The organism is Neptunomonas marina (assembly GCF_004005935.1).
Taxonomy (GTDB): Bacteria; Pseudomonadota; Gammaproteobacteria; order Pseudomonadales; family Balneatricaceae; genus Neptunomonas; species Neptunomonas marina.
The window spans coordinates 103,844-124,542 of the sequence record NZ_SACQ01000004.1 but is presented as its reverse complement, the minus strand read 5'-3'; the positions used below and the strand labels follow the sequence as shown (position 1 = coordinate 124,542).

Here is a 20,699-nt window from a genome sequence, read left to right as displayed (position 1 = left end):
ATTTACTTATACAAAAGATGCACGCAGCGTGTGGTTAATCGAACTGAAAACCGAGCTGCTCTTCGCTGGCGATTGTTTTCTTATAGCCCTCACAGCGTAGCTGCTTGCTTAGGCTTAGCACCATTTGGCGTGCTTCTTGGTATGAGTGCAAAATGGTACGCGAATACTCAGTTCTGGTGGGCACTTGGAACTGGCCGCGGCTTTCGGACACCACCCAGTCTCCAACAAGGTCTTGGTATAGCCGTATGACGAGATAGTCTTGATTTTTTCGCCAGTGAGCAATCACAGGTGGGTACCAATCGTTGTAGAATGAGCAGCTTAATTATGTGGCGCCGAATTGAGCCTTAATGCGCGTCGTTTGTAAAGTCTGGAGCCGGATTTGTTGAAGAATAACCTGAAAATTGTGGCAGATGAGAACATTCCTGGATTGGCAGCAATGTTTTCGGGCGATGTGGTGCTTAAGCAAGTGGCTGGTCGCCAGATGTCAGCCGGTGATGTGGCGGATGCCGATCTCCTCTTGGTACGCTCAATTACACAGGTGGATGCCGCATTACTAGACGCAGCGAAGCACCTCAAAATGGTCGGTACTGCAACGATCGGAACAGATCATTTGGATAAAGACTATTTGACCAGCCGCAGCATTCCGTTCTTTAACGCGCCGGGATGTAATGCAGATGCGGTTGTCGAATACGACCTTGCGGTGCTCTTTAACCTGTTTGAAGAGCGTGGTGAATCACTCTTGGATAAAACGGTTGGCGTGGTCGGTGTTGGTAATGTGGGGGGGCGCTTATGTCAGCGCTTAGAAGCTCTGGGGGTGAAGGTTCTCAAGAATGATCCTCCTCGACATGCGGCGGGTGAATCGGGTTTTATCGCCTTAGATGAGGTGTTCGCTCAAGCGGACGTCATCTGTTTACATACGCCGCTCGTAAAAACGGGGCAATGGCCAAGTTATCACCTAGTGGGCGAGGCAGAATTAGAGCGATTGAAGTTGGGTGCGGTGTTGCTCAACGCTGGGCGCGGGCCTGTTATCGATAATCAAGCGCTGCTGGGCTTTTTGCAGCAGCGAACAGATGTCACTGCCATTTTAGATGTATGGGAACACGAGCCGCAGGTAGACGCTACGCTTGCTGCACGTGTGCATATCGCTACGCCGCATATCGCAGGATACAGCCTTGATGGCAAGCTGCGTGGTACACATATGCTACGACAGGCGGCGGCAACGGTGCTAGATGCACCACAACCGCCTGACCTCAGCGAGTTTCTGCCGGTGGCGGCTGTAAACGCTGTAACGGTGAGCGATGATGTAACGATCTCTGCACTAATCAATATGGTTTATGACCCACTGCACGATGATCGACGGATGAGAAAAACACTGGTGTGTGATGATCAGCCTGTGCGTTTTGATCTCTTGCGCAAACAGTACCCGGTGCGCCGCGAGTTTGCTTCTCTCCGTGTGATTGGCTTGCGCGACCGAGCTTTGAGAGAGCAGTTGCGTGCCATCGGTTTTTCGGTTGATTTAGCGTAAGCTGGGCTGCGTGTTTATAAGAGGTCGACATGCTGCCATCGGTTCCTGATTCTACTTCATCCCGCGCGTTATCTGAGCTAAGCCCCGAGATTGGCCAAAACGTTACGGTGCAGTTTATCCAGAGTAAAAAGCGCTTTTCTCTTAATTTTATCGGCTTTAAAGCAGAGAAGAGCGTGATCATAAGCGCACCCAGAGGGCAAGTTAATACGCTTGCCTTAGAGGGCGCTCAAGTCAATGTGAGTATGCAAGCGGGTAACTACCATTGCCGCTTTACGAGCCGTTTGGTGAAAGCACATCATGCGCCTTTTCCTCATTGGCATTTGAGCTTTCCTACGCAGGTTGAGACCAGCCGCCTACGCCAATACGACCGAATACCGGTGCGCATGGCGGTGTCGGTGGATCATGAAGACGAAATGAAAAGCAGCCAGCTGGGCTTGCCGCGGGTCCTCTTATGCCGCGATATCGGCCTAGGTGGTGTGAGTATTGAGTCGCCCGAGCGCTTAGGCCAAGTGGGTGATCGTTTCTATCTAACATTGCGCTTTCGGGTGCATCGGTTAGATCAGGTTGTGCTGCTCTCTGCGGTGTTGCGCTCGGTGCAACAAAGTGTGGGCGGGGTGGTGATGCAAGGGTTTGAGTTTGAGTCCATGGAGGAGGATAGCCAGCTGCTAGTCAGCGCATTTGTCTATCAACAGTATCTTACAGAATTGGGTTATTTAAGAGATGAGTAATCAACAACTGTTTCGTTTGGGCTTAATCGTCAATCCACTGGCGGGTGTTGGCGGTAGTGTTGCACTTAAAGGGAGTGACGGTGCTGATACAGCGGCGCAGGCCTTAGCGCTAGGCGCAGAGCCGAAAGCTCAGCAGCGCACGTTAACCGCACTCGAAGTATTTAAAGCGTTACCCATGGAGGTGTTGACCTATCCCGGTGAGATGGGAGAGCAGGTGGCGCGCGAGGCGGGATTCAATCCAACAGTGCTTGGTCAGATTACCACCGGTGCTACCACCGCTGAAGATACTGAAAAAGCCGCTATCGCGCTATTTGAGGCGGGTGTTGACTTGATCCTGTTTGCTGGCGGAGATGGCACTGCCCGTAATATTTGCCACGCATTGCCCGAGCAGTTTCCGGTTTTAGGTATTCCTGCTGGCGTGAAGATCCATTCTGGTGTTTATGCGGTGACCCCCAAAGCGGCTGGCGAAGTCGTTGCGATGCTTGTGCGTGGTGAGCTTGTCACCTTAATGAATCAAGAGGTGCGCGATATTGATGAGGCGCAGTTCCGCGAAGGGCGTGTGCGCGCCAAGTATTACGGCGAGCTGCAAGTACCCCAAGAACACCGCTATATGCAGCATGTGAAAGAGGGGGGGAAAGAGGTTGAGGAGCTTGTTGTTGCTGATATCGCAGCGGATGTTGTGGAGCGTTTAGAGCCTGGTGTGCGTTATGTGATGGGGTCGGGCACCACCGTCAAAGCAGTGATGGATGAATTGGGCCTAGAGAATACGCTATTAGGTGTGGATGTTATCGAAGATGGTGCTTTGGTAAAGCAAGACTGCACCGCGTCAGACTTACTGCAGTTAACCGCTGGTGTCGATGCAAAAGTAGTGATCACTTTGATCGGTGGGCAAGGGCATATCCTCGGGCGTGGAAATCAGCAGTTATCGCCTGCATTGATTCGCCAAGTGGGTAAAGAAAACCTGATTGTCATCGCCACTAAGAGCAAGTTAAAAGCGCTCGAAGGGCGTTCTCTGATCGTCGACAGTGGTGACCCTGAGCTAGATCGAGAACTCGCTGGCCTAATCCCTGTGACAACCGGCTACCATGATTCGGTGCTCTATCGCGTTGCAGAGATTTAGTCAGGGCAGTAGCAGGGTATTGGCTGCTGTTTATAAGCTGCAATATTAGTGTCATGTTTTTGCTTTAAATTTTGCCTCAAATTTGCATAGAGCTAGTTGGGGCAAAACAATGAAAAAACTATTCGCGGGTATCTTAATCTCTGGTGCGTTGTTCAGCTTATATGGCTGCCAAGCGACACAAACTAAAACAGCGGCAGCAGCCCCTGAGTTGAACAACGACGATCTTTATGAAGTGGTTCACGAAGGCCGTTACTACGTGTTTGATGACTTCGACGTTTACCAAGAGTTCCTGACGGTAGGTGAGACCTCTTACCGTAAAGTGTTTATCGGTGGCGGTCCACACGGTGAAACGTTGGTTCACGGTCTGCGTGGCAAAGATAAGAAAAAACTGTCTGGCATTGCGGGTGTAGAGATGTTCAAAGGCACGCTGCAAGCGGCTGATGATTTCTATGGCGAGATTCGTGCTGAAGATGGCCGTTTGTATGTGTTCGACAGCCTAGAAGATATGAAAGCGATGCGCCAAGTTGGTGAAGCACCATATCGCTACACAGTGATTGGTGCAGGCCCACAGCAGCAAACAGTTGTTTACGTACTGAACAGCTCGAACAAAAAGAAACAGCCAACAGCGTTGATGGCGAAGTTCAAAGCACACAATAAAATCTAAGATGATGTGCACTAAAAAAGGCCTCTTATGAGGCCTTTTTTAGTCTTAGAGCAACGCCTTTTTTCGAGGCGTTGCTGGTGGGGTGCTCGCTGCTTAATCTGCGATCTCGACCCGGTTTCGTCCGTTCTCTTTCGCACGGTAAAGGGCTTTATCAGCGCGCTCGATCGTTTGCTCTGCTGACTCATTCTCGGTGCGTTGTGAGATACCAAACGATGCGGTGATGGAGCTGATGACTTTGCCAGACTTTTTCTGCTTAATGCGTATTGCTTGAATCTTGCTCCGTAGCCCTTCAGCAAGCTCGGCCGCTTCCTTCGCGCTTTGACCAATCATAAGCACGGCGAACTCTTCGCCGCCGTAACGAACTGGTAGAGCAGGTTCCTTGCAAGTCTCTTTGAGTACTTTACCGAAGTACTGCAAAACCTTATCGCCCATGAGATGGCCATAGTTATCATTAAACTGCTTGAAGTGGTCGATATCGATCATGACCAGTGTGGTCACTTTATCGCTTTTAGAACCGGCAATTTGTTCTAGCTCTGCGTCAAATACACGGCGGTTGAACAGGCCTGTCAGAGCGTCTACACGCGCATCTTGGCGTGTACGTTGCAGCTCCTCCTTTAAGGATGCAATCTCCGCTTGTGCGGCGGCTATCTTCTCTTGAAACTCATTAGTGGTTTGGCTGATAGAGGCGGTGTTTTCGGCTAAGCGGGTAATAATAGATTCGAGCTCAGCACCGTTATTCACCGGCTCTGATAGCTCAGCTAAACTATCTTCCAATACAACGCCAAAGCTACTGGTGTGTTCAGCCGCAGTATGGGCATGCTCTTGCAAGTTCTGTGTCAGTGCAATCAACTGGTTTTGTGCTTGCTCTGATTCCGCTACCTCATCGCTGATGACGTGTTCACGAAACATCTGTTCGCCTAGCAGTGTTGGGCAGGTCCCGTAGGTCTCCAGCGTCTGGTCCATCTGTGTATTGAGCGATGGCAGTTTGTTTGAAACATAGGTATACCAAAGCGCATAGTTCAATGGATTAGGTGGAATATTGTATTTCACCATCAGCGGTATGGCTTGGCGAAGATACTCGGCGGACTGGTTAGAGTTTTCAGCGAACTTCATAAACACCTATCGCAAAGGGCTCAGGAGATTGATGGTCCTAATGTGTCTGACGATAAACACATTAACTACTTTGCCAACAATATAACCTCGTTTAGTTTGGATTTAAACGCTTGTTTAAAAACGAATGTTGGTCGATTTGAGATAGCTATCGGCACAATATTGCTTTCCTTTAAATTTTAGTCAGGAGTTAGCAACACTTTATCCAACCTTAGTCTAAATTAGCGTAAACCTCCTGCATTGAGGTTCTTTTCGGAGTCTCTTTTTTCGAGGACAAGGCGTGTTCTTTGCCAGTAAGAGCGTTAGGCAGCTCGCCAAATACGTAATTTTCCTAGCCATTCGTGTTGTGAGAGCGTCTGCTCAAAGTGTTGGTGCAGGGCCTCACAGGTTAGCTGCTGGTGGCTCAGTGCCGCTAAACGTGCTTCGGTTAGCTGCAGCTCGATATCGACATGGTCATGGGAATAGAAGAGCTGGATTTCACTGTGTTGCCAAGGGAGGAGATCGGGCGTCGCGTTATTTAGAGTTGCCAGTATTTGTTGACGCGCCGGAAGGATTCGGCAAACATTTTGCGGTTCGTCGTCAAATGTATCGACATGGAAGATCACTTCACCGAGGTCATCAAATCGCTTTTTGAGTTGATAAACGGCCATATCGCCAAGCCAGTGGCCCTCAGAAGCGCTGCATCGAGGGTTTACCTGCAGATGCATCTCTAAAAGAACTTTGCTGCCCATCCGGCGGGTTTTGAAACTATGCACATCTTGAATGCCGTCCACCTCAAGAACCGTATCGCGCAGCGCAGCCACTTGATCGTCAGGTAGCGCTGTATCGACGAGCTGCTTGATACTGTTCCAAGTGAGGTCCCAACCAATTTTTCCGACTAAGAGAGCAACGGCAATCGCCGCAAGTAGATCCAGCCATATCCAGCCCAGCATCGCGCCTGCGACGCCAACCAAAACCACAATGGAAGAGAGTGCATCGCTGCGGCTATGCCAAGCATTTGCAATTAACAGGTCTGATTTAAGCTTTTTACCGGCGGCTAAGGTGTAGCGGAAAATCCACTCTTTTGCAGCGACTGATATCAGAGCTACCAGTAAAGCTGGCCATGTGGGCGTTGGTATATCGGTTGCGTTAAAAAAGTGTTGAGCGCTCTCCAGTGCCAGCGCACCCGCAACGGCAATTAAAATCGTGCCCAAGATGACTGTCGCCATCGTTTCAAAGCGTGCATGACCCCAAGGGTGGGATTCGTCCGGCTCCTCATCGGCAATGTGGAACACGAAGATAACGAGGAAGTCGGTAAAGAGGTCTGAGAGGGAGTGAATACCATCGGCAATCAACGCTGCGGAGTGGGCAAAGATACCCGCAACGATTTTCATGAGGCCCAAGACACCATCGAGTGCTGCACCTATCAGGGTAACCCGCTTCGCTGCCTTATTTCGATCCGATAGCTGGCTCATGCCAAAAGTCCTTCCAAGTTGATGTTGCCACTCATATTAGCAAATCACAGAACAAGTTTGAGCCGATATTGCCTTTCCCTGTTAATAGAAAAAGCCTAATTTAGGGGTTGACACCCTGCAAACCCGCACCATTTGTGGGCTCTAAGAAAGTGATAGGAAAATGTCTAAAAACTTGACTTAAAGGCACATAAGTTACTGTTTTTTATGATATAAAACATATGTATAAAAAATAAACAAATCGTCTTATGTTACGCTTTTTCGGGGGGTGTAAGACTTTTCTGTGACGCTACTAACAAAGTTATCCACAGTAACTGTTAACATTCCCCCTCAAGCCCCGCCAGTGTTGGTATCGCGGGTTACTAAACGGTTGTCTCGGGTGTAACAAGGGTCTAGGATGCTGATTTCGACATTAGTTGGATGAACAAACGAGATGGATAGCGCAAATCTTTCCCAATTGCTCTTGCCGGTGGCTCTGTTTTTGATCATGTTCGGGATTGGTCTCTCGTTGACACCGGCTGACTTCTTGCGCTTAACGCAGCAGCCAAAGCCTGTTGTGTTAGGTGTCGCATTGCAATTAGTTGGCCTACCAGCGTTTGGCTTTCTGGTTATCTGCGTGTTTTCTTTGCCACCGGTCTATGCGGTAGGTATTGCGATCTTAACGTTTGCGCCCGGTGGTGCGACCTCCAATATGATCAGCTATTTATGTCGAGCAGATACGGCTCTCTCCGTTAGTTTGACAGCCTTAGCCAGCGTTGTAACGCCACTCTCCTTACCGCTGATGTCCTACGTTGCCGTTGGCTACTTTATGGGTCTTTCGGTGGAGGTGAACGTGCCTATTCTGCAAACCATCACCAAGCTCATCGTGATCTCGCTGTTGCCAGTGGCGCTGGGGATGTGGCTGCGCCATTATAAAGTCGCTATTGCGATGCGTTTACAGCCGGTTATCAAGTGGGCTTCGCTGCTGTTTATGCTGACCGTTGTGATTGGCTTGCTGGTGGCGAATCGCGATCAGTTATGGGAGCTGTCGAGTGTCGCAGTGCCTGCTGTGTTAACGCTTTCAGTAGGGGCTATGGCTTTAGGTGCGCTGATCGCTCGTATAGCTCGCCTGCCATGGGAGCAGGCGCTGACTTTGGGTATCGAGACGGGGATACAAAATGCCGGTTTGGCACTGGTGATCACCGGGACGGTATTGCAAGATCAAGCGATGTCTACCGTGGTGCTGATGTACGGGATTTTGATGCAAGTTCCGGCAATCTTATTGGTGTTATATCGGAACCTGCCAGCGGGAAAATCGCGATGGGTGATGCCGCCCAGTTAGTCGATCCCGATAATTTTATGGGTTTGCAAACTTAGCTTCCAGCGCGGGTGCTGCATACAGTACTTGATCGCCTGTTGAGTGCTGTTTGGCTCAGCGGCGCTATCAATGGGCTGTAAATAAAAGTGCTCGAAATCAGCGCCTGCAAAGCGATCAGGCATGGCGGCAGCCTGTGGATAGACAAGCTTAAGCTCGTGCCCTTGCGTGATGATCACATCGGAGCTTCCCTTTGGGCTAACGCAGATCCAATCAATACCCTCGGGGAGTGGTTTGGTGCCGTTTGTCTCGATGGCGACTTCAAACCCTACTTTATGCACTGCATCTATAAGTGGGGTATCTAGCTGCAGTGCAGGCTCGCCGCCGGTAAAGACCACAAATGGAATACCTTCAGGGGTGGGCCAGAAGCTCGCGATCCGCTGCGCAAGATCCTGTGCGGTGGCAAACTTACCACCATTCTGACCGTCTGTACCAACGAAGTCAGTATCGCAAAAATCGCAGACCGCCTTGGCTCGATCTTGCTCACGACCTGACCATAAATTGCAGCCTGTAAAGCGGCAGAAAACGGCTGGTCTTCCCGCATGGGCTCCCTCTCCCTGTAGGGTATAAAACATCTCTTTAACACTGTACATGGGATCAAGCACCTGGGGTTGTTCAAAGAAAGGGCAGTAGTTTACTGCGCACAGGCTGTGAATCAAGATCGAGGACGGCTTATTCGTAAGTCTTAGCGCGGAACGTGGCGTATAGATCGGCGCTGGTGTATAACATTACTTATATCTAATAAAAATAAGCATATTCTAAGGTGGGATTATCATGTTCAAACGATCTCTTGCAGCTCTTGTGGTCACAGGGGCGATGGTGGCATCAACAGGCGTTTACGCAGAGGGCGGCGGCAAAGCCATGATCGCTCCAGGGCTCTTCTCATTTACGATCCAGCACGACGGCGAACCGATTGAGGTGATGCGAAACCAGAGCAAAGATAACCGTATCTCAGAGCTCTATGCCACCACGTTCCGTGGTATGCCACAGCCGATGCATCCTTTTGCACCCCACAAGGTGGAAACGCTCGGTGAACGCGAGTTTGTTGATTATATGATGCAGGCTGATAAATCGGATGATGTCATGGTTGTTGATACGCGCACCGTCGGATGGCACGAGCGGTTAACGATTCCCGGGGCGGTCAACTTTCCTTACACCATGATGAAGGATGCCGAGGAGCGCGATTGGGCGCTGGATGAGTTCGGTGCGAAGAAAGCCTCCGATGGTACCTATGATTTTAGCGGTGCTAAGACTTTGGCTATGTTCTGTAACGGCTACTGGTGTGGACAGACCCCAGCTATGGTGCGCGCGATGCTTGAGCTTGGTTATCCGGCAGCGAAGATAAAGTACTACCGTGGCGGTATGCAGGCGTGGACGAGTCTTGGGTTTACGGTTGTCGGCGAGGCTGCCGAATAATCTTATCGATTTGCAAAGGCAGCGCGCTGACGCTGCCTTGACTACTCGCGATTAACGGGTGATCTGGCCGCCAAAAGCATCCATGAATTGCGGATAGAGTTTCTGGCACTCCAGTGCTAAGCGCGATATGTCGCTATCTAAACGTACGAGTGGGTCCTCTGAGGCCTCTTCATTTAGCGTTTGCGATAGCTCCTCGGTGGGTTTTACGCGCTTCAAAGAAAGATCATCTTGAATCACAAAGTTAAGTGTTTCATCCCATGCGACGGCTAATTTTGTGACCTGCATGCCCCCTTCGATATGGGCGATAATTTCATCACTGAACAGTTCTTGGCCTTTGATACGGATAACACCGCCTTCATCGCCGGGCTCTTTTAACTCACACTCGTCTAAGCAGGTGAAGGGCACGCTATCGCGATTTTTCTGCAGCCACTCAGACATGACAACCGCAGGAGCATGATGCACATCGGGTAAGGCTATGGGCAGTGAGCCTAAGCTGTTGCGCAGCAGGTTGAGCAGCTCTTCGGCGCGCTTATGCGAGGCGCTATCCACAACAATGAGCCCACTGCGCGGCATGACCAAAGCACTGGTTTGCTGGTAACGGCTAAATGCCCTTGGGAGTAGATCGAGTATAATCTCATCTTTAAGTTGCAGCTGCTCTTTACGGTACACCTTACGTGCCTGCTCACGCTCAATCACGGCAACCTTTTCTTGAAGTGCTTTCTTGATCACATTGGCAGGAAGAATTTTCTCCTCCTTTTGCGCAGTGAGCAGGTATGCGCCTTGCGCCGCAAAGACCAGTTGTTGATCCATCGCGCTATGTGGTGCTATCCAGCCAAAGCGGCTTAGCTCTTGGCTTTTGCAGGGTGAGAAGCGATGCTCCTCCAGCGCGTGCTCTAGCTGCTCTACTTGATAGTCTGGTGATTCGGTGAAGCGGTAAAAGATTAGGTTTTTAAACCACATGCTGTGTCCTTGAATTGTCTTAAGGCTGCGTCGCTGATTCGATCAGTTATTGAGGTGTCGCTTGGTTTTGGCCGTTGCTATGGCGGTAACAGGATCCTCAGGCCAAGGATGCTTAGGATAGCGTCCACGCATCTCTTTGCGTACCTCCGGATAGCCATTTTGCCAAAAAGTTGTCAGATCTTGGGTAACCTGCAGTGGACGGCCGGCGGGTGAGAGCAGATGTAACGTTAATGCTGTTCCGTTGATACGTGGGGTCTCGGTGCAACCAAACATCTCTTGGAGTTTAACCGCGAGTACCGGTGGGTGAGTGTTGTAATCGACGCGAAGACTCGAGCCAGAGGGCACGGTTAAGCGCTCCGGTGCTTTTTCGGTGAGTGCCTGCTGCTGTGGCCAACTGAGCGCAGAGAGCAGTATCTGCGCCATATTGAGGCTACTTAAACGCGAGGTTGAACCCAGAAAGGGCATGAGCCAACTATCGAGCGACGCAAGTAAGCCTGCATCTGACCAATCAGGCCAATCGGTGGCTTGGCGCGCGACAAACTGTACACGCTGGCGCAGTGCTCGGCTCTTCTCACACCATGGGAGCACATCTACGCCTTGCCTCCGAATGTGCTGGCAAAGCGCTTGGGCGTGCAGATCGGGCGTCATCGCGATGGGGCGGCGCGCTAGCACGAGTTTGTCGATGACCACGTGTTCGAAGGCAGCCACACGACTCTTTTGCTCATCCCATTCAGTGGTGGTTTCTGTTCGGGTTAGGTGGGCAAGCTCTGAGTTGAGTAGCTGGTGATCCAGTACTTGAGCCACCCAGATGGTATCGCGGGCTTGATCAGCACGTCCGCCCAGATCGCAAACAACAAGCCATGTACTGCGGCTCAGCGGATCTGTTGCGGGTAATGTTGCCTGACGGCCATTAGCAAGCTGAAACTGGCCAGCGCCATCTCCTCGGGCGATACGGTCTGGCCACGCGGCAGCGACAAGCTGAGCAAGTGCGTTGTCACTGATATTGTCCTGTGCGTCAGCGGTACGACAAAGGCGCTTCGCTTGTTGAATAATACGTTTAGCCGTTGGATGGCTGCGATGTTGCCGCAACCAGTGAAGACGCTTTGCCAGTTCGGACCCTTGGCCAAAGCAGGGATCCCGTTCCGAGAAAAGGCTCGCTAGCAGCGCCGCTTCTGGCGCTAATTGAAGTGTTTCAGCAACAACAAGCATATGTGCTAAGCGTGGGTGTAATGGCAGCTTAGCCATCTTCTCACCACACGGGGTTAAGCGCTTTGCCCCGGAGCTATCCTGTGCCAGTGCGTTAAGTTTTGTGAGCAGCTCTTCTGCTTGCTCGAGCCGTGCTTTTGGTGGGGGCGTTAACCATTGCAAGTCACTTGGGTCGTGGCAGCCCCACTGATGTAGTTGCAGTGTTAGAGCACTTAAATCGGCGTGTTCAATCTCGATGGGAGCTTGGGGTGCTAATTGGTCTTGCTGCTCAGCAGACCAAAGCCGATAGCAGCAGCCGGGCTCGGTACGGCCGGCACGACCGGCACGCTGAATACTGGCAGCTTTTGATACACGCTGTGTGTGAAGGCGGCTCATACCCGTACGTGGGTCGTAGATCGCCGTGCGGCTAAGTCCTGCATCGATCACGACTCGAACACCGTCGATGGTTAAGCTCGTCTCAGCAATCGCCGTGGTGAGTACGACTTTACGGTGGCCTTTGGGAGCGGGTTGAATCGCTTCCTGTTGCTGCTCTATGGATAGGTCGCCGTACAATGGCGTGACTAAGCAACATGTGTCGAGTTTTCCCGCCAACGCGGTTTGAACTTTGCGGATCTCCGCGACGCCGGGTAAAAAGACCAGTAGCGATCCCGTTTCGTTCGCTAACGCCTGTTGAATCGCTTCACTGACCCGCTCTGGTAACTGTTGCGAGTTGCTCCAGGGAGCGCTGTAGTGAACCTCGACAGGGAATGCCCGCCCTTCGCTGCGCACCTGTGCGGCATCTGGCAGGAGCTTTTCAAGGTCGAGGCGATCCAGTGTGGCGGACATGAGCAGCACTTTGAGCGGAGCTTCATCGCGCAGTAGCTCGCGAGCTTCCAGCAGCAGGGTTAAGCCCAGATCGCTATCTAGGTTGCGCTCGTGAAACTCATCGAAGATAACAAGGCCATAGCCATCCAGGCTCGGGTCGTTTTGCAGCATCCTTACCAGCACGCCCTCGGTCATCACTTCTATACGGGTCGTTTGGCTGACTTTCGTGTCTGTTCTGGTGCGCAACCCAATTGTTTGTCCAAGTGGTTCACCTAAGTTGTGAGCTAGGCGCTGTGCCGCATTGCGTGCCGCAAGACGGCGAGGTTCAAGCATCAGAACTTTCTGCGCGCCTAGCCAAGGTTGGTTTAGAAGTGCAAGGGGAACAGCCGTGGTTTTACCTGCGCCCGGCGGTGCTTCTAGGATGAGCTCATGTTTATCTGCCAATGCGTTTTGTATGGACGGAAGAACCGAATCAATAGGAAGTGACATCATTGGCTATGGCTCGTTTGGAGATAGAGCGCGCACTGTAAAAAGCGCGCTGCCTTTTGTAAAGCCGCTATTGAGTATTGAGTGCCTGGTAAGATTGCTCAATCGCTTGGTCGAGGTAGTAGCCGTAAAACTCCTTATTGCTGATCCCCACTAATTTCTGGTGGACCTGAGCGCCATCTTGATTCAAAAAGAGCAGGGTTGGAGTAAAGCTTGCGTTGTAGCGTGCTGCGAACTTTTTGGGGGATATTTGCGCACCATCGAAGTCGACTAGCAGCTTGTCACTGTCGACTTTGAGCTCGCGAATCTGAGCGGGGTAGGCTCGGTTGGCTTGCCGCTCGAGAGGCAACAAAAAATCTTCCCGAACCAGATCGCAGTAGCTGCAATCATAGCGGCTTACGAGTACGACATAGACATGCTTGTTTTGGTGAGAATCTGTGTTGCTGAAATCCGTGGCGCGCAGCAAGCTATCTTTGGCTTGCGCGCTAAACGCTACGGTTAACAGGCACAGAGCAATCAGTTGTTTGATCATTCTAATGTATCCATAAATTCGACGATCTGTTCGATCACTTCGTCAGCATAGAGGTCCCGAAAAAAGTGATCTGCGCCTTCTATGTTGTAATAAGTGACATGCGAGTTATCCACATTTGGCATCTTTTCAGGCAGATCAGGGACGGTGTTATCTTCACTGCCGCTGATGACTAACGTAGGTACGCTTGCTGTTTTTAAAAGCGTTGGTGTATCAAAGCGAGGGTTAGGCGCGTAATAATCAACGAAGCTTGATGCTGTTACACGTGCATTCTCGCAGTAGATAAAGCCGGCTGTATCCAGCCAAGCGCTCTGGTCGCTTGCTTTTGCTCGTTGTAGCTCGCCATCGAGTGGTGTGCGATAGCGCTTTTGATAGCTTTCCTGCGCGTCATCTTCTGACCATGTCGCAGGGGCAATCAATACCTGCGCTTTGGCTTTTTCTGGGTATGTATCTGCGAACCACGCCGTTTGGTTGCCGCCGCGCGAGTGGCCGGCAAAAATAGGTTGTGTAGCCCCTTGAGTGGCTAACCAGTCCGCCCAAGCATTGAGCTCGGCGACGGCATCGGAGTGCTTATGTTGGTGAGGCTCGGCGCAGTCGTACATGCCTTGGCGTGAGTTCAGCCCCAAGCTTAGGTTGACCGCTAGCGAGTTTATCCCCTCGTCACTCAGTAAAGACTGCAGTGTCGCGATGATCTCCATCTCGTTGTGTGCGAGCGTTCCGTGGGTCAACACAACGATATTGTCAGACAAACTACTACCTTCTGCGATCGCTAAGTTAGCGCCAAGATTTAAACCGTTGAAAGGTATCGTGACCTGCTGTGCGGCCAGAGATAGCGTGGGTACTGACAGGAGCAGTGTTGCGAGCGATCGCTTGAACATAGTGAGCCTCTTTTATTGTTATAAGCTTATATCGAAAACAATAGCAGAGGCCCAAACGAATGCCTAGAGACCTTCGTAGGCCAACATGGTGAAGACAGGAATATCTGCACCTTGGATGCGTGCGGAGCCTTGTAAATCGGGTAGGTCAATCAGTGCTGCGCTTTCGACCACCTCAGCTCCCAATTTCTTGATCAATGTGCAAGCTGCCAGAATGGTGCCGCCGGTGGCGATAAGATCATCAAAAACCAGCACGCGATCGCCTTCGGCAACAGCGTCAGTCTGCATTTCAACTTCGGAAGTTCCGTATTCTAGCTCGTAAGATTGAGAGACGGTTTAACCCGGCAGTTTACCCTTCTTTCGTACCAGCACCAGCGGGATTTGTAGCTGGTATGCCATGATTGAAGCGATTAGAAAACCACGTGCATCGATACAAGCAATATGGGTGATGTCGGCATCCATATATCGTTGTACAAATGCATCAGACACCATCCGTAGTGCTTTTGGGTCTTTGAAAATCGGTGTGATATCACGAAAGATCACGCCAGGCTCTGGCCAGTCGGGTATAGCTCGAACAACCGATTTGACGTAGTACTCGTCATAGGACATGGAAAGTGCACTCCTGATAAGTCGTGTAACCACATAGAGTCTAATTGATGTGGCTCAATGTACGAATAGGGGAAGTCGGGTTTTAATTAAGACGTTGGGTTACACATAGAGATGGCTACTTCTTTGTGCAACTAAATTAACGCCGTTCTTCTAGAACGGCGTCTTTTTTTGTCCAGCAATCGTTAAATCGATAACTGCTGAACGTCGCTTTCCTCAGGGCATTCACCCGCGAGGCACTCGCCTGCTAAAGTGTACAGGTGATCCAGATCTAACAACTCGATCTCTTTACCATCGACGGTGATGAAATTGCTTTTCTGGAAGCGTGTGAAAATACGGCTCACTGTTTCAACCGCAAGACCCAAGTAGTTACCAATTTCATTACGCGACATTGATAAGCGGAACTTCGATGGGGAGTAACCACGCGCTTGGAAACGTTGCGATAGTTTGACTAAAAATGTAGCAACACGCTCTTCTGCATTCTTTTTCGAGAGCAAGAGCATCATTTGCTGATCATCACGAATCTCTTTACTCATCGTGCGCATAACTTGCCGGCGTAGCTCTGGAAGCTGTCCACATAAGTTATCGAGATTCTCGAATGGGATTTCACAAACGGTCGTTGTTTCTAGAATTTTGGCGGAGACAGGATAGATCGTATTATCAAAACCACTTAAGCCTACCAGCTCACCGGGGAAGTAGAACCCCGTAATCTGCTCTTCACCTTCGTTGGTGATGGTATAACTTTTTACGCTACCTGCGCGGATCGCGTAAACAGACTCAAAAGGCTCATCCTGATGGAAAAGGTGCTCGCCTTTTTTAAGTGGGCGGCTTTTCTCGATGATATCGTCGAGGCGTTCCATCTCCGTCAAGTTCAATGAAACAGGCAGGCATAAGGAACTCAAGCTGCAAGTATTACAATGCGCTTGCTGTAAGCTGTGTAGTATCCCTTCTTTTTTTGTATCACTCATGGCCATATCCTGTGTTGGTTTAAACATGCGAGCGGCTACTCAACGGAAATTATGTAACATTTCAGGCTTTCCTGAAAGTAAACATTAGATGATTCGTGAGAATCCTTTCGTTGGCTGCTGTTTGGGGATATAAGCATCAAACGTCATACATATGCGACGAATTAAAAGTCGACCAGCGGGTGTAACCGTGATTGCGTTGTCTTCCAGAGCCACAAGACCATCGGTTGCAAAGCTTGCCAGCTCAGCTAACTCCTCTTCAAAGTAGCTTTTAAACGCGATATTGAACTGCTGTTCGATAGTGCTGATATCAAGCTCAAAATGGCAAATAAGTTGGGTGATGACAGCGCGGCGGAGTTTGTCGTCGTCATTTAGTGTGACTCCGCGCTTGATCGCAGTACTGCGCTCTTCCACGGCTTGCGAGTACGCAGCAATATCGTGTTGATTTTGATAGTAAACATCCCCGATTTGGCTGATTGCCGAGACGCCCATCGCAACAAGATCACAGTCTGAGTGGGTGGTATAGCCTTGAAAATTCCGGTGTAGATGGCCGGTTTGCTGTGCAACAGCAAGCTCGTCATCAGGTTTTGCGAAGTGGTCCATGCCGATATAGACATAGCCGGCATCGAGTAGCTTATTAATCGTCATCTCTAAGATGGCCAGCTTCTCTTCAGGGGAGGGGAGGTCCTCTGCGTTAATGTGCTTTTGCGAGCGGAAACGGTCCGGCATATGCGCATAGTTAAATACTGATAAGCGATCTGGGCTCATCTCAATAACGGTATCCAGCGTTTCCGAGAAGCGTTTTAGGCTTTGCAGGGGCAGACCATAAATAAGGTCCATATTGATCGACTTAAAGCCAAGTTCGCGAGCTTTATCAAGGATCGCTTGCGTTTCTTCCGTCGACTGCACGCGATTCACTGCCTCTTGGACTTCTGGGTGCACATCTTGTACGCCAAGGCTGATGCGGTTAAAGCCGATGCGGCGTAGCGTCTCGAGCGTTTCCATAGAGGCTTCGCGTGGGTCGATCTCGATGGAGTAATCACCCTTGTCATCATCGCGTAGTGAAAAGTTCTCGCGTAATTTGTTCATTAGTTCAACCATCTGGTCGTCACTGATAAACGTTGGCGTACCGCCTCCCCAATGCAACTGATTAACTTGGCGTTTGTTGCTGTAGAGCGTACCTGCTTGTTCAATCTCTTTAAAAAGTGTGTCTAGGTACGGCTGGGCTTTTTTACGGTTGCGAGTGATTACTTTGTTGCAAGCGCAGTAATAACAAACGTGAGCACAAAAAGGTATATGTACATACAACGACAGCGGTGCTGTTTTATCCGCTGTCGTTTGTGAAGACTCGATGAGCTGTGGTTCGGTCAGCTCGCTGTCGAACTGGATCGCTGTTGGGTAGGATGTGTAACGCGGTCCAGATAGATCATAGCGTTTAATAAGATCTAGATCCCAAGAGATGGTGGCGTTATGGCTCAAAACTTATACCTCTGTTTAACAGCGAAAAGCGCAAATTATAGGGAGTTCTTGCGAATACGACGTTGACACTTATCAAGCTATAGCAGTGCCTGTAGACCTGCAAAAGGGATTGTGTAAATACCAAAGACAATGACCATCAATCCCGAAATAGAGCGCACATACTGATTTGCCAGCAGGCTTTGTGCTTGTTGTGCCAAGATACCCGTTAGTAACATAGCGGGCAGGGTACCTACACCAAAGGCTAGCATGAGCAGCGCACTTTGGCTGGCTGATTGAGCGGTGGCACTCCACAGCAGCGTACTGTAGACCAAGCCGCAGGGTAACCAGCCCCAAAAAAAGCCCAGTGTTATAGCTTGCTTTGCTGACTCGACTGGCAGTAGCCGGGCGGCAAACGGCTGAATGAAGTGCCATGCATACCCGCCGAGCTTCTCGACTTGTAGCAGCCCTTGCCACCACTTAGCGATGTAAAGACCCATAGCAATGAGCAGGAGCCCAGCAAACGTGCGCAAGGCAAGGCCCAAGATTTCACCTTTGAGTAGGAAGCCCAAAGAACCAACCAAAGCACCTGCGATGCTGTAGCTGATCACTCGGCCAAAGTTGTAACCCAATAGGTGATCGATTCGCTTTTGATGTTGACGCAACCCGATAGTTGCTGCGATACCGCCACACATACCCATACAGTGGGCACTGCCTAGTAAACCGAGTACGAAAGCCGTAACGACGCTCAGCGGTTCTGACACGTTAGTCTCGGTCTTTATCTTTTGGTTTGGCGTCGTCTGGGATCAGCTCGTTATCATCCTCGAAGAGGATGCTGTGTGCAGGGGATTCTAAGTCGTCAAACTGTCCAGATTTGACGCTCCACGAGAAAGCCCAGATAGCAAAGGCGACCAAGATAATAGCGATGGGGATGAGAAGGAAGATAATTTCCATTAGGCACACTCAATAAGCCAAAGGCTCATTTTACGGGTTTTCTACGAATAAGTTTAGTCAAACGCAGGGCATTTCCGACCACCACCAAAGAGCTAGCTGACATGCCGATGGCTGCCATATATGGGGCGATAAACCCTGTCGCAGCTAAGGGAAGGGCCGTAATATTGTAAAATAGCGACCAGCCTAGATTCTCTTTAATAATCACTCGGGTTTTACGTGCGAGTAAGACGGCATCGGCTAACTTAGCAAGCTCACTACTGATGAGCACAGCGTCGGCATTAGTCTTTGCAAGATCCGTCGCACTGCCCATGGCGATCGAAGTTTGAGCACCAGCAAGGACGGGGATGTCGTTGATGCCGTCACCCACCATCACTACTTTAGCGCCTTGCTCTTGAAGCTTTTGTATATAACTGAGCTTTTCTTGTGGCGATACATTGGCTGTAGTTTTGTCTATATCAAGTGCAGAGGACACTTCCTGTACGGCCGCAGAGCTGTCTCCGGTTAAGATCTCGGTGGTGATACCGATCGACTTCAGTCGCTTGATGGTGAGCTTAGCATCCTTACGTAATTGGTCGTTTAATGAGAACCAAGCAACAGGGGCGTTTTGATCACATAACAAGAGCCATTGGCCATGGTTATCCGGGGCGTCAGTATTCGACAGAGCCTGATGGCACAGCTGCGACGCGTATTCCGGTTTGCCAATTCGATAGATCTTTCCATCAACCTTGCCTTCCAAGCCTTGTCCAACAGTAACGTTGACATCCGCTGCGTTGGTCTCTTTGTAACGATGGAATGCTTTAGCAATAGGGTGCTCAGAATGCGCCTCAAGCGCCGCGGCTATTTGGAGCACCTTGGGGCTATCGAGATCCGCTAGGGGTACCGTCTTTTTCAGCGTCAGGTTCCCTTCGGTCAGGGTGCCCGTTTTATCGAATACTACATGGGTTGCGCTAGCTAAGCTTTCTAGAACGTGCCCGCGTGTAATAAGCAGTCCTGCTTGGCGCAATGTGCCGGTTGCCGCGGTGAGCGCTGTTGGTGTTGCTAACGAAAGGGCGCAAGGACAAGTGACCACGAGTACGGACAGTGTGATCCAAAATGCGTCTTTTGGCTCAATTTGCCACCAGATGTAGCTAACAACAGTGGCGGTAACGAGCACTGCAGCAACAAAATAGCTTGCTACTTTATCGGCGACTTTGGCAACCGTGGGCTTCTCTTCATGCGCTCTGTCTAACAAACGTACGATAGCTGATAGCTTTGTGTTGGCTCCCACTTCGCTAACTTTGAGTTTTATGGGGTTTTCAACGTTGATCGTTCCGCCGATGATGTGATCCCCCTCTTGACGGCTAACAGGGAGGTATTCGCCGGTCAATGCCGACTCATCGATTGAGGTGTGCCCTGACAGGATATAGCCATCAGATGGAACCGTGTGGCCTGGTTTTATGATAACGATATCGCCCGGAACCAGCTCTGTGGCCGGGATTAGCTCTTCGGTGTCGTTGTTCAGCTTTATGGCGCTGGTGGGTAGAAGGTTCATGAGCGCATTGCCAGCCCGGCCAGTCCTGTGGCGGGCCTGCATCTCAAGATATCGGCCAATCAATAGGAAGAAAGTGAACATTGTAACGGAGTCGAAATAGGTCTCACCGCTGGCGGTAAAAGTGGCCCATACACTAGCCAAGTAAGCACCGCCAATCGCGATAGAAACAGGCACGTCCATGCTGAGGCTTCGTGACTTCAGATCTCGAAATGCAGCAATAAAAAAGGGTCTAGCTGAGTAAAGGACAACTGGCGTTGCAATGATTAGGCTTGCCCAGCGCAGGAACTGCGCATACTTCGCTTCGATACCCTGAAAAGCGCCAGCATACAAAGCAATAGAGAGCATCATGACTTGCATCATGCCTAGGCCTGCAAGCCCTAGACGGCGAATAGCGCGTTTTTTCTCCTGCTCGAGAAGCTGCTCCTCTTTGTCTGGGTGATAGGGGTGTCCTTGATAGCCTATTTTGTAGATCGCTCCCATGATGCTGCTGAGAGATATCTCATCGTTGTTCCAGCGGATCCGCGCCCTGTGATTGGTTAAGTTCACAGATGCTTGGGCTACACCGTCTTGTTTAACCAGGTGGTGCTCAAGCAGCCAGACGCAAGCAGCGCAGGTTATCCCTTCGATAACCAGCGTTGCTTCTTTCTCTGTATCTGATGCATCAATCACGAACTCTTTCTGTATGTTCTCATTATCATACAGTTGCAGTTCCGCTTGCACGTTGCTGGGTAAGTCCTTTCCCGTGAGTTCCGGTGCTATGAATGAATCGCCCGTACGATGCTTGTAGTAGTGCTCTAAGCCACCTGCTGCGATGGTCTCGGCCACCGCTTTACAACCAGGACAACACATCGATCGCGGTTTACCGCTAATGATCGCTGTGAAATGGGTGCCTTCTGGGATCTCTTGTCCACAATGAAAGCAAGCTTCATCAGTCATTTGTACGTGCTGATTCATTCAGGT

The 20,699-nt window shown here is 50.5% G+C and carries 19 protein-coding genes and 1 pseudogene; 6 read left to right on the top strand and 14 right to left on the bottom strand.

The genetic code is table 11. The features are described 5' to 3' along the window. Positions 1–34: 34 nt before the first annotated feature. Positions 35–211: a hypothetical protein gene (locus tag EOE65_RS18030; RefSeq protein WP_164847071.1), complete on the bottom strand. Its 177-nt coding sequence runs from the start codon at positions 209–211 to the stop codon at positions 35–37. A gap of 168 nt (positions 212–379) precedes the next feature. Here EOE65_RS18030 and EOE65_RS09885 point away from each other — a divergent pair, with 168 nt between their 5' ends. The 4 genes from EOE65_RS09885 (at position 380) to EOE65_RS09870 (ending at position 4,037) form a co-directional block, all read left to right on the top strand. Further along, positions 380–1,525, top strand: a complete 1,146-nt coding sequence (locus tag EOE65_RS09885) for a 4-phosphoerythronate dehydrogenase (RefSeq protein WP_240656965.1) — start codon at positions 380–382, stop codon at positions 1,523–1,525. A 29-nt stretch (positions 1,526–1,554) separates the two neighbouring features. Next, a complete protein-coding gene (locus EOE65_RS09880) occupies positions 1,555–2,253 on the top strand; it encodes a flagellar brake protein (RefSeq protein ID WP_127694154.1) in 699 nt (232 codons plus the stop codon). After that, a complete protein-coding gene (locus tag EOE65_RS09875) occupies positions 2,246–3,373 on the top strand; it encodes an ATP-NAD kinase family protein (protein WP_127694153.1) in 1,128 nt (375 codons plus the stop codon). Before EOE65_RS09880 ends, EOE65_RS09875 begins: the two co-directional genes overlap by 8 nt. A 109-nt stretch (positions 3,374–3,482) precedes the next feature. Further along, positions 3,483–4,037, top strand: a complete 555-nt coding sequence (locus EOE65_RS09870) for a hypothetical protein (protein WP_127694152.1) — start codon at positions 3,483–3,485, stop codon at positions 4,035–4,037. A 93-nt stretch (positions 4,038–4,130) separates the two neighbouring features. On the opposite strand, the gene EOE65_RS09865 is transcribed toward EOE65_RS09870, so the two are convergent. Together EOE65_RS09865 and EOE65_RS09860 are read right to left on the bottom strand one after the other, a co-directional pair. Continuing rightward, complete coding sequence (locus EOE65_RS09865; protein WP_127694151.1) at positions 4,131–5,150, bottom strand: GGDEF domain-containing protein; 1,020 nt, start codon at positions 5,148–5,150, stop codon at positions 4,131–4,133. A 299-nt stretch (positions 5,151–5,449) separates the two neighbouring features. Next, a complete protein-coding gene (locus tag EOE65_RS09860) occupies positions 5,450–6,601 on the bottom strand; it encodes a cation diffusion facilitator family transporter (RefSeq protein WP_127694150.1) in 1,152 nt (383 codons plus the stop codon). A 430-nt stretch (positions 6,602–7,031) separates the two neighbouring features. Here EOE65_RS09860 and EOE65_RS09855 point away from each other — a divergent pair, with 430 nt between their 5' ends. Further along, positions 7,032–7,919 (top strand): bile acid:sodium symporter family protein, encoded by an 888-nt coding sequence (locus EOE65_RS09855; protein ID WP_127694149.1) that lies wholly within the window; start codon positions 7,032–7,034, stop codon positions 7,917–7,919. Here EOE65_RS09855 and queE read toward each other — a convergent pair. Further along, entirely contained in the window at positions 7,916–8,545 is a 630-nt protein-coding gene (gene queE / locus EOE65_RS09850; RefSeq protein ID WP_127694148.1) for a 7-carboxy-7-deazaguanine synthase, read from the bottom strand. The genes EOE65_RS09855 and queE overlap by 4 nt on opposite strands. Before the next feature lie 181 nt (positions 8,546–8,726). On the opposite strand from queE, the gene EOE65_RS09845 reads away from it, so the two are divergent. After that, the gene (locus EOE65_RS09845; protein ID WP_127694147.1) at positions 8,727–9,368 is read left to right on the top strand and encodes a rhodanese-like domain-containing protein; all 642 of its coding nucleotides are present in this window, start codon (positions 8,727–8,729) and stop codon (positions 9,366–9,368) included. Between the two features lie 51 nt (positions 9,369–9,419). Here EOE65_RS09845 and rdgC read toward each other — a convergent pair whose 3' ends face one another. The 10 genes and pseudogenes from rdgC to EOE65_RS09795 form a co-directional block, all read right to left on the bottom strand. Continuing rightward, complete coding sequence (gene rdgC, locus EOE65_RS09840; RefSeq protein ID WP_127694146.1) at positions 9,420–10,328, bottom strand: recombination-associated protein RdgC; 909 nt, start codon at positions 10,326–10,328, stop codon at positions 9,420–9,422. 42 nt (positions 10,329–10,370) lie between these two features. Then, complete coding sequence (gene hrpB, locus EOE65_RS09835) at positions 10,371–12,830, bottom strand: ATP-dependent helicase HrpB (RefSeq protein ID WP_127694145.1); 2,460 nt, start codon at positions 12,828–12,830, stop codon at positions 10,371–10,373. Between the two features lie 64 nt (positions 12,831–12,894). Then, a complete protein-coding gene (locus tag EOE65_RS09830) occupies positions 12,895–13,356 on the bottom strand; it encodes a thioredoxin fold domain-containing protein (protein WP_127694144.1) in 462 nt (153 codons plus the stop codon). Further along, complete coding sequence (locus EOE65_RS09825) at positions 13,353–14,231, bottom strand: alpha/beta hydrolase (protein WP_127694143.1); 879 nt, start codon at positions 14,229–14,231, stop codon at positions 13,353–13,355. Before EOE65_RS09825 ends, EOE65_RS09830 begins: the two co-directional genes overlap by 4 nt. Positions 14,232–14,294: 63 nt before the next feature. After that, positions 14,295–14,837: pseudogene (locus EOE65_RS09820) on the bottom strand (adenine phosphoribosyltransferase). A gap of 182 nt (positions 14,838–15,019) precedes the next feature. Next, complete coding sequence (gene fnr, locus EOE65_RS09815; protein WP_127694142.1) at positions 15,020–15,802, bottom strand: fumarate/nitrate reduction transcriptional regulator Fnr; 783 nt, start codon at positions 15,800–15,802, stop codon at positions 15,020–15,022. Between the two features lie 84 nt (positions 15,803–15,886). After that, positions 15,887–17,278: an oxygen-independent coproporphyrinogen III oxidase gene (hemN, locus tag EOE65_RS09810; protein WP_127694141.1), complete on the bottom strand. Its 1,392-nt coding sequence runs from the start codon at positions 17,276–17,278 to the stop codon at positions 15,887–15,889. 77 nt (positions 17,279–17,355) lie between these two features. Next, on the bottom strand, positions 17,356–18,018 hold the full coding sequence (locus EOE65_RS09805) for a sulfite exporter TauE/SafE family protein (RefSeq protein WP_127694140.1): 663 nt from the start codon (positions 18,016–18,018) through the stop codon (positions 17,356–17,358). A gap of 1 nt (position 18,019) precedes the next feature. Beyond that, positions 18,020–18,208, bottom strand: a complete 189-nt coding sequence (gene ccoS / locus EOE65_RS09800) for a cbb3-type cytochrome oxidase assembly protein CcoS (protein WP_127694139.1) — start codon at positions 18,206–18,208, stop codon at positions 18,020–18,022. A gap of 25 nt (positions 18,209–18,233) precedes the next feature. Further along, positions 18,234–20,693 (bottom strand): heavy metal translocating P-type ATPase, encoded by a 2,460-nt coding sequence (locus tag EOE65_RS09795; RefSeq protein WP_127694138.1) that lies wholly within the window; start codon positions 20,691–20,693, stop codon positions 18,234–18,236. Between the last annotated feature and the right edge of the window lie 6 nt (positions 20,694–20,699).

What these genes read in the sequence shown, in the direction of transcription:
- EOE65_RS09880 (WP_127694154.1), top strand. Translation starts at nt 1,555, where the DNA reads ATGCTGCCATCGGTTCCTGATTCTACTTCATCCCGCGCGTTATCTGAG.
- EOE65_RS09875 (WP_127694153.1), top strand. Translation starts at nt 2,246, where the DNA reads ATGAGTAATCAACAACTGTTTCGTTTGGGCTTAATCGTCAATCCACTG.
- EOE65_RS09870 (WP_127694152.1), top strand. Translation starts at nt 3,483, where the DNA reads ATGAAAAAACTATTCGCGGGTATCTTAATCTCTGGTGCGTTGTTCAGC.
- EOE65_RS09865 (WP_127694151.1), bottom strand. Translation starts at nt 5,150, where the DNA reads ATGAAGTTCGCTGAAAACTCTAACCAGTCCGCCGAGTATCTTCGCCAA.
- EOE65_RS09860 (WP_127694150.1), bottom strand. Translation starts at nt 6,601, where the DNA reads ATGAGCCAGCTATCGGATCGAAATAAGGCAGCGAAGCGGGTTACCCTG.
- EOE65_RS09855 (WP_127694149.1), top strand. Translation starts at nt 7,032, where the DNA reads ATGGATAGCGCAAATCTTTCCCAATTGCTCTTGCCGGTGGCTCTGTTT.
- queE (WP_127694148.1), bottom strand. Translation starts at nt 8,545, where the DNA reads ATGTACAGTGTTAAAGAGATGTTTTATACCCTACAGGGAGAGGGAGCC.
- EOE65_RS09845 (WP_127694147.1), top strand. Translation starts at nt 8,727, where the DNA reads ATGTTCAAACGATCTCTTGCAGCTCTTGTGGTCACAGGGGCGATGGTG.
- rdgC (WP_127694146.1), bottom strand. Translation starts at nt 10,328, where the DNA reads ATGTGGTTTAAAAACCTAATCTTTTACCGCTTCACCGAATCACCAGAC.
- hrpB (WP_127694145.1), bottom strand. Translation starts at nt 12,830, where the DNA reads ATGATGTCACTTCCTATTGATTCGGTTCTTCCGTCCATACAAAACGCA.
- EOE65_RS09830 (WP_127694144.1), bottom strand. Translation starts at nt 13,356, where the DNA reads ATGATCAAACAACTGATTGCTCTGTGCCTGTTAACCGTAGCGTTTAGC.
- EOE65_RS09825 (WP_127694143.1), bottom strand. Translation starts at nt 14,231, where the DNA reads ATGTTCAAGCGATCGCTCGCAACACTGCTCCTGTCAGTACCCACGCTA.
- fnr (WP_127694142.1), bottom strand. Translation starts at nt 15,802, where the DNA reads ATGAGTGATACAAAAAAAGAAGGGATACTACACAGCTTACAGCAAGCG.
- ccoS (WP_127694139.1), bottom strand. Translation starts at nt 18,208, where the DNA reads ATGGAAATTATCTTCCTTCTCATCCCCATCGCTATTATCTTGGTCGCC.
- EOE65_RS09795 (WP_127694138.1), bottom strand. Translation starts at nt 20,693, where the DNA reads ATGAATCAGCACGTACAAATGACTGATGAAGCTTGCTTTCATTGTGGA.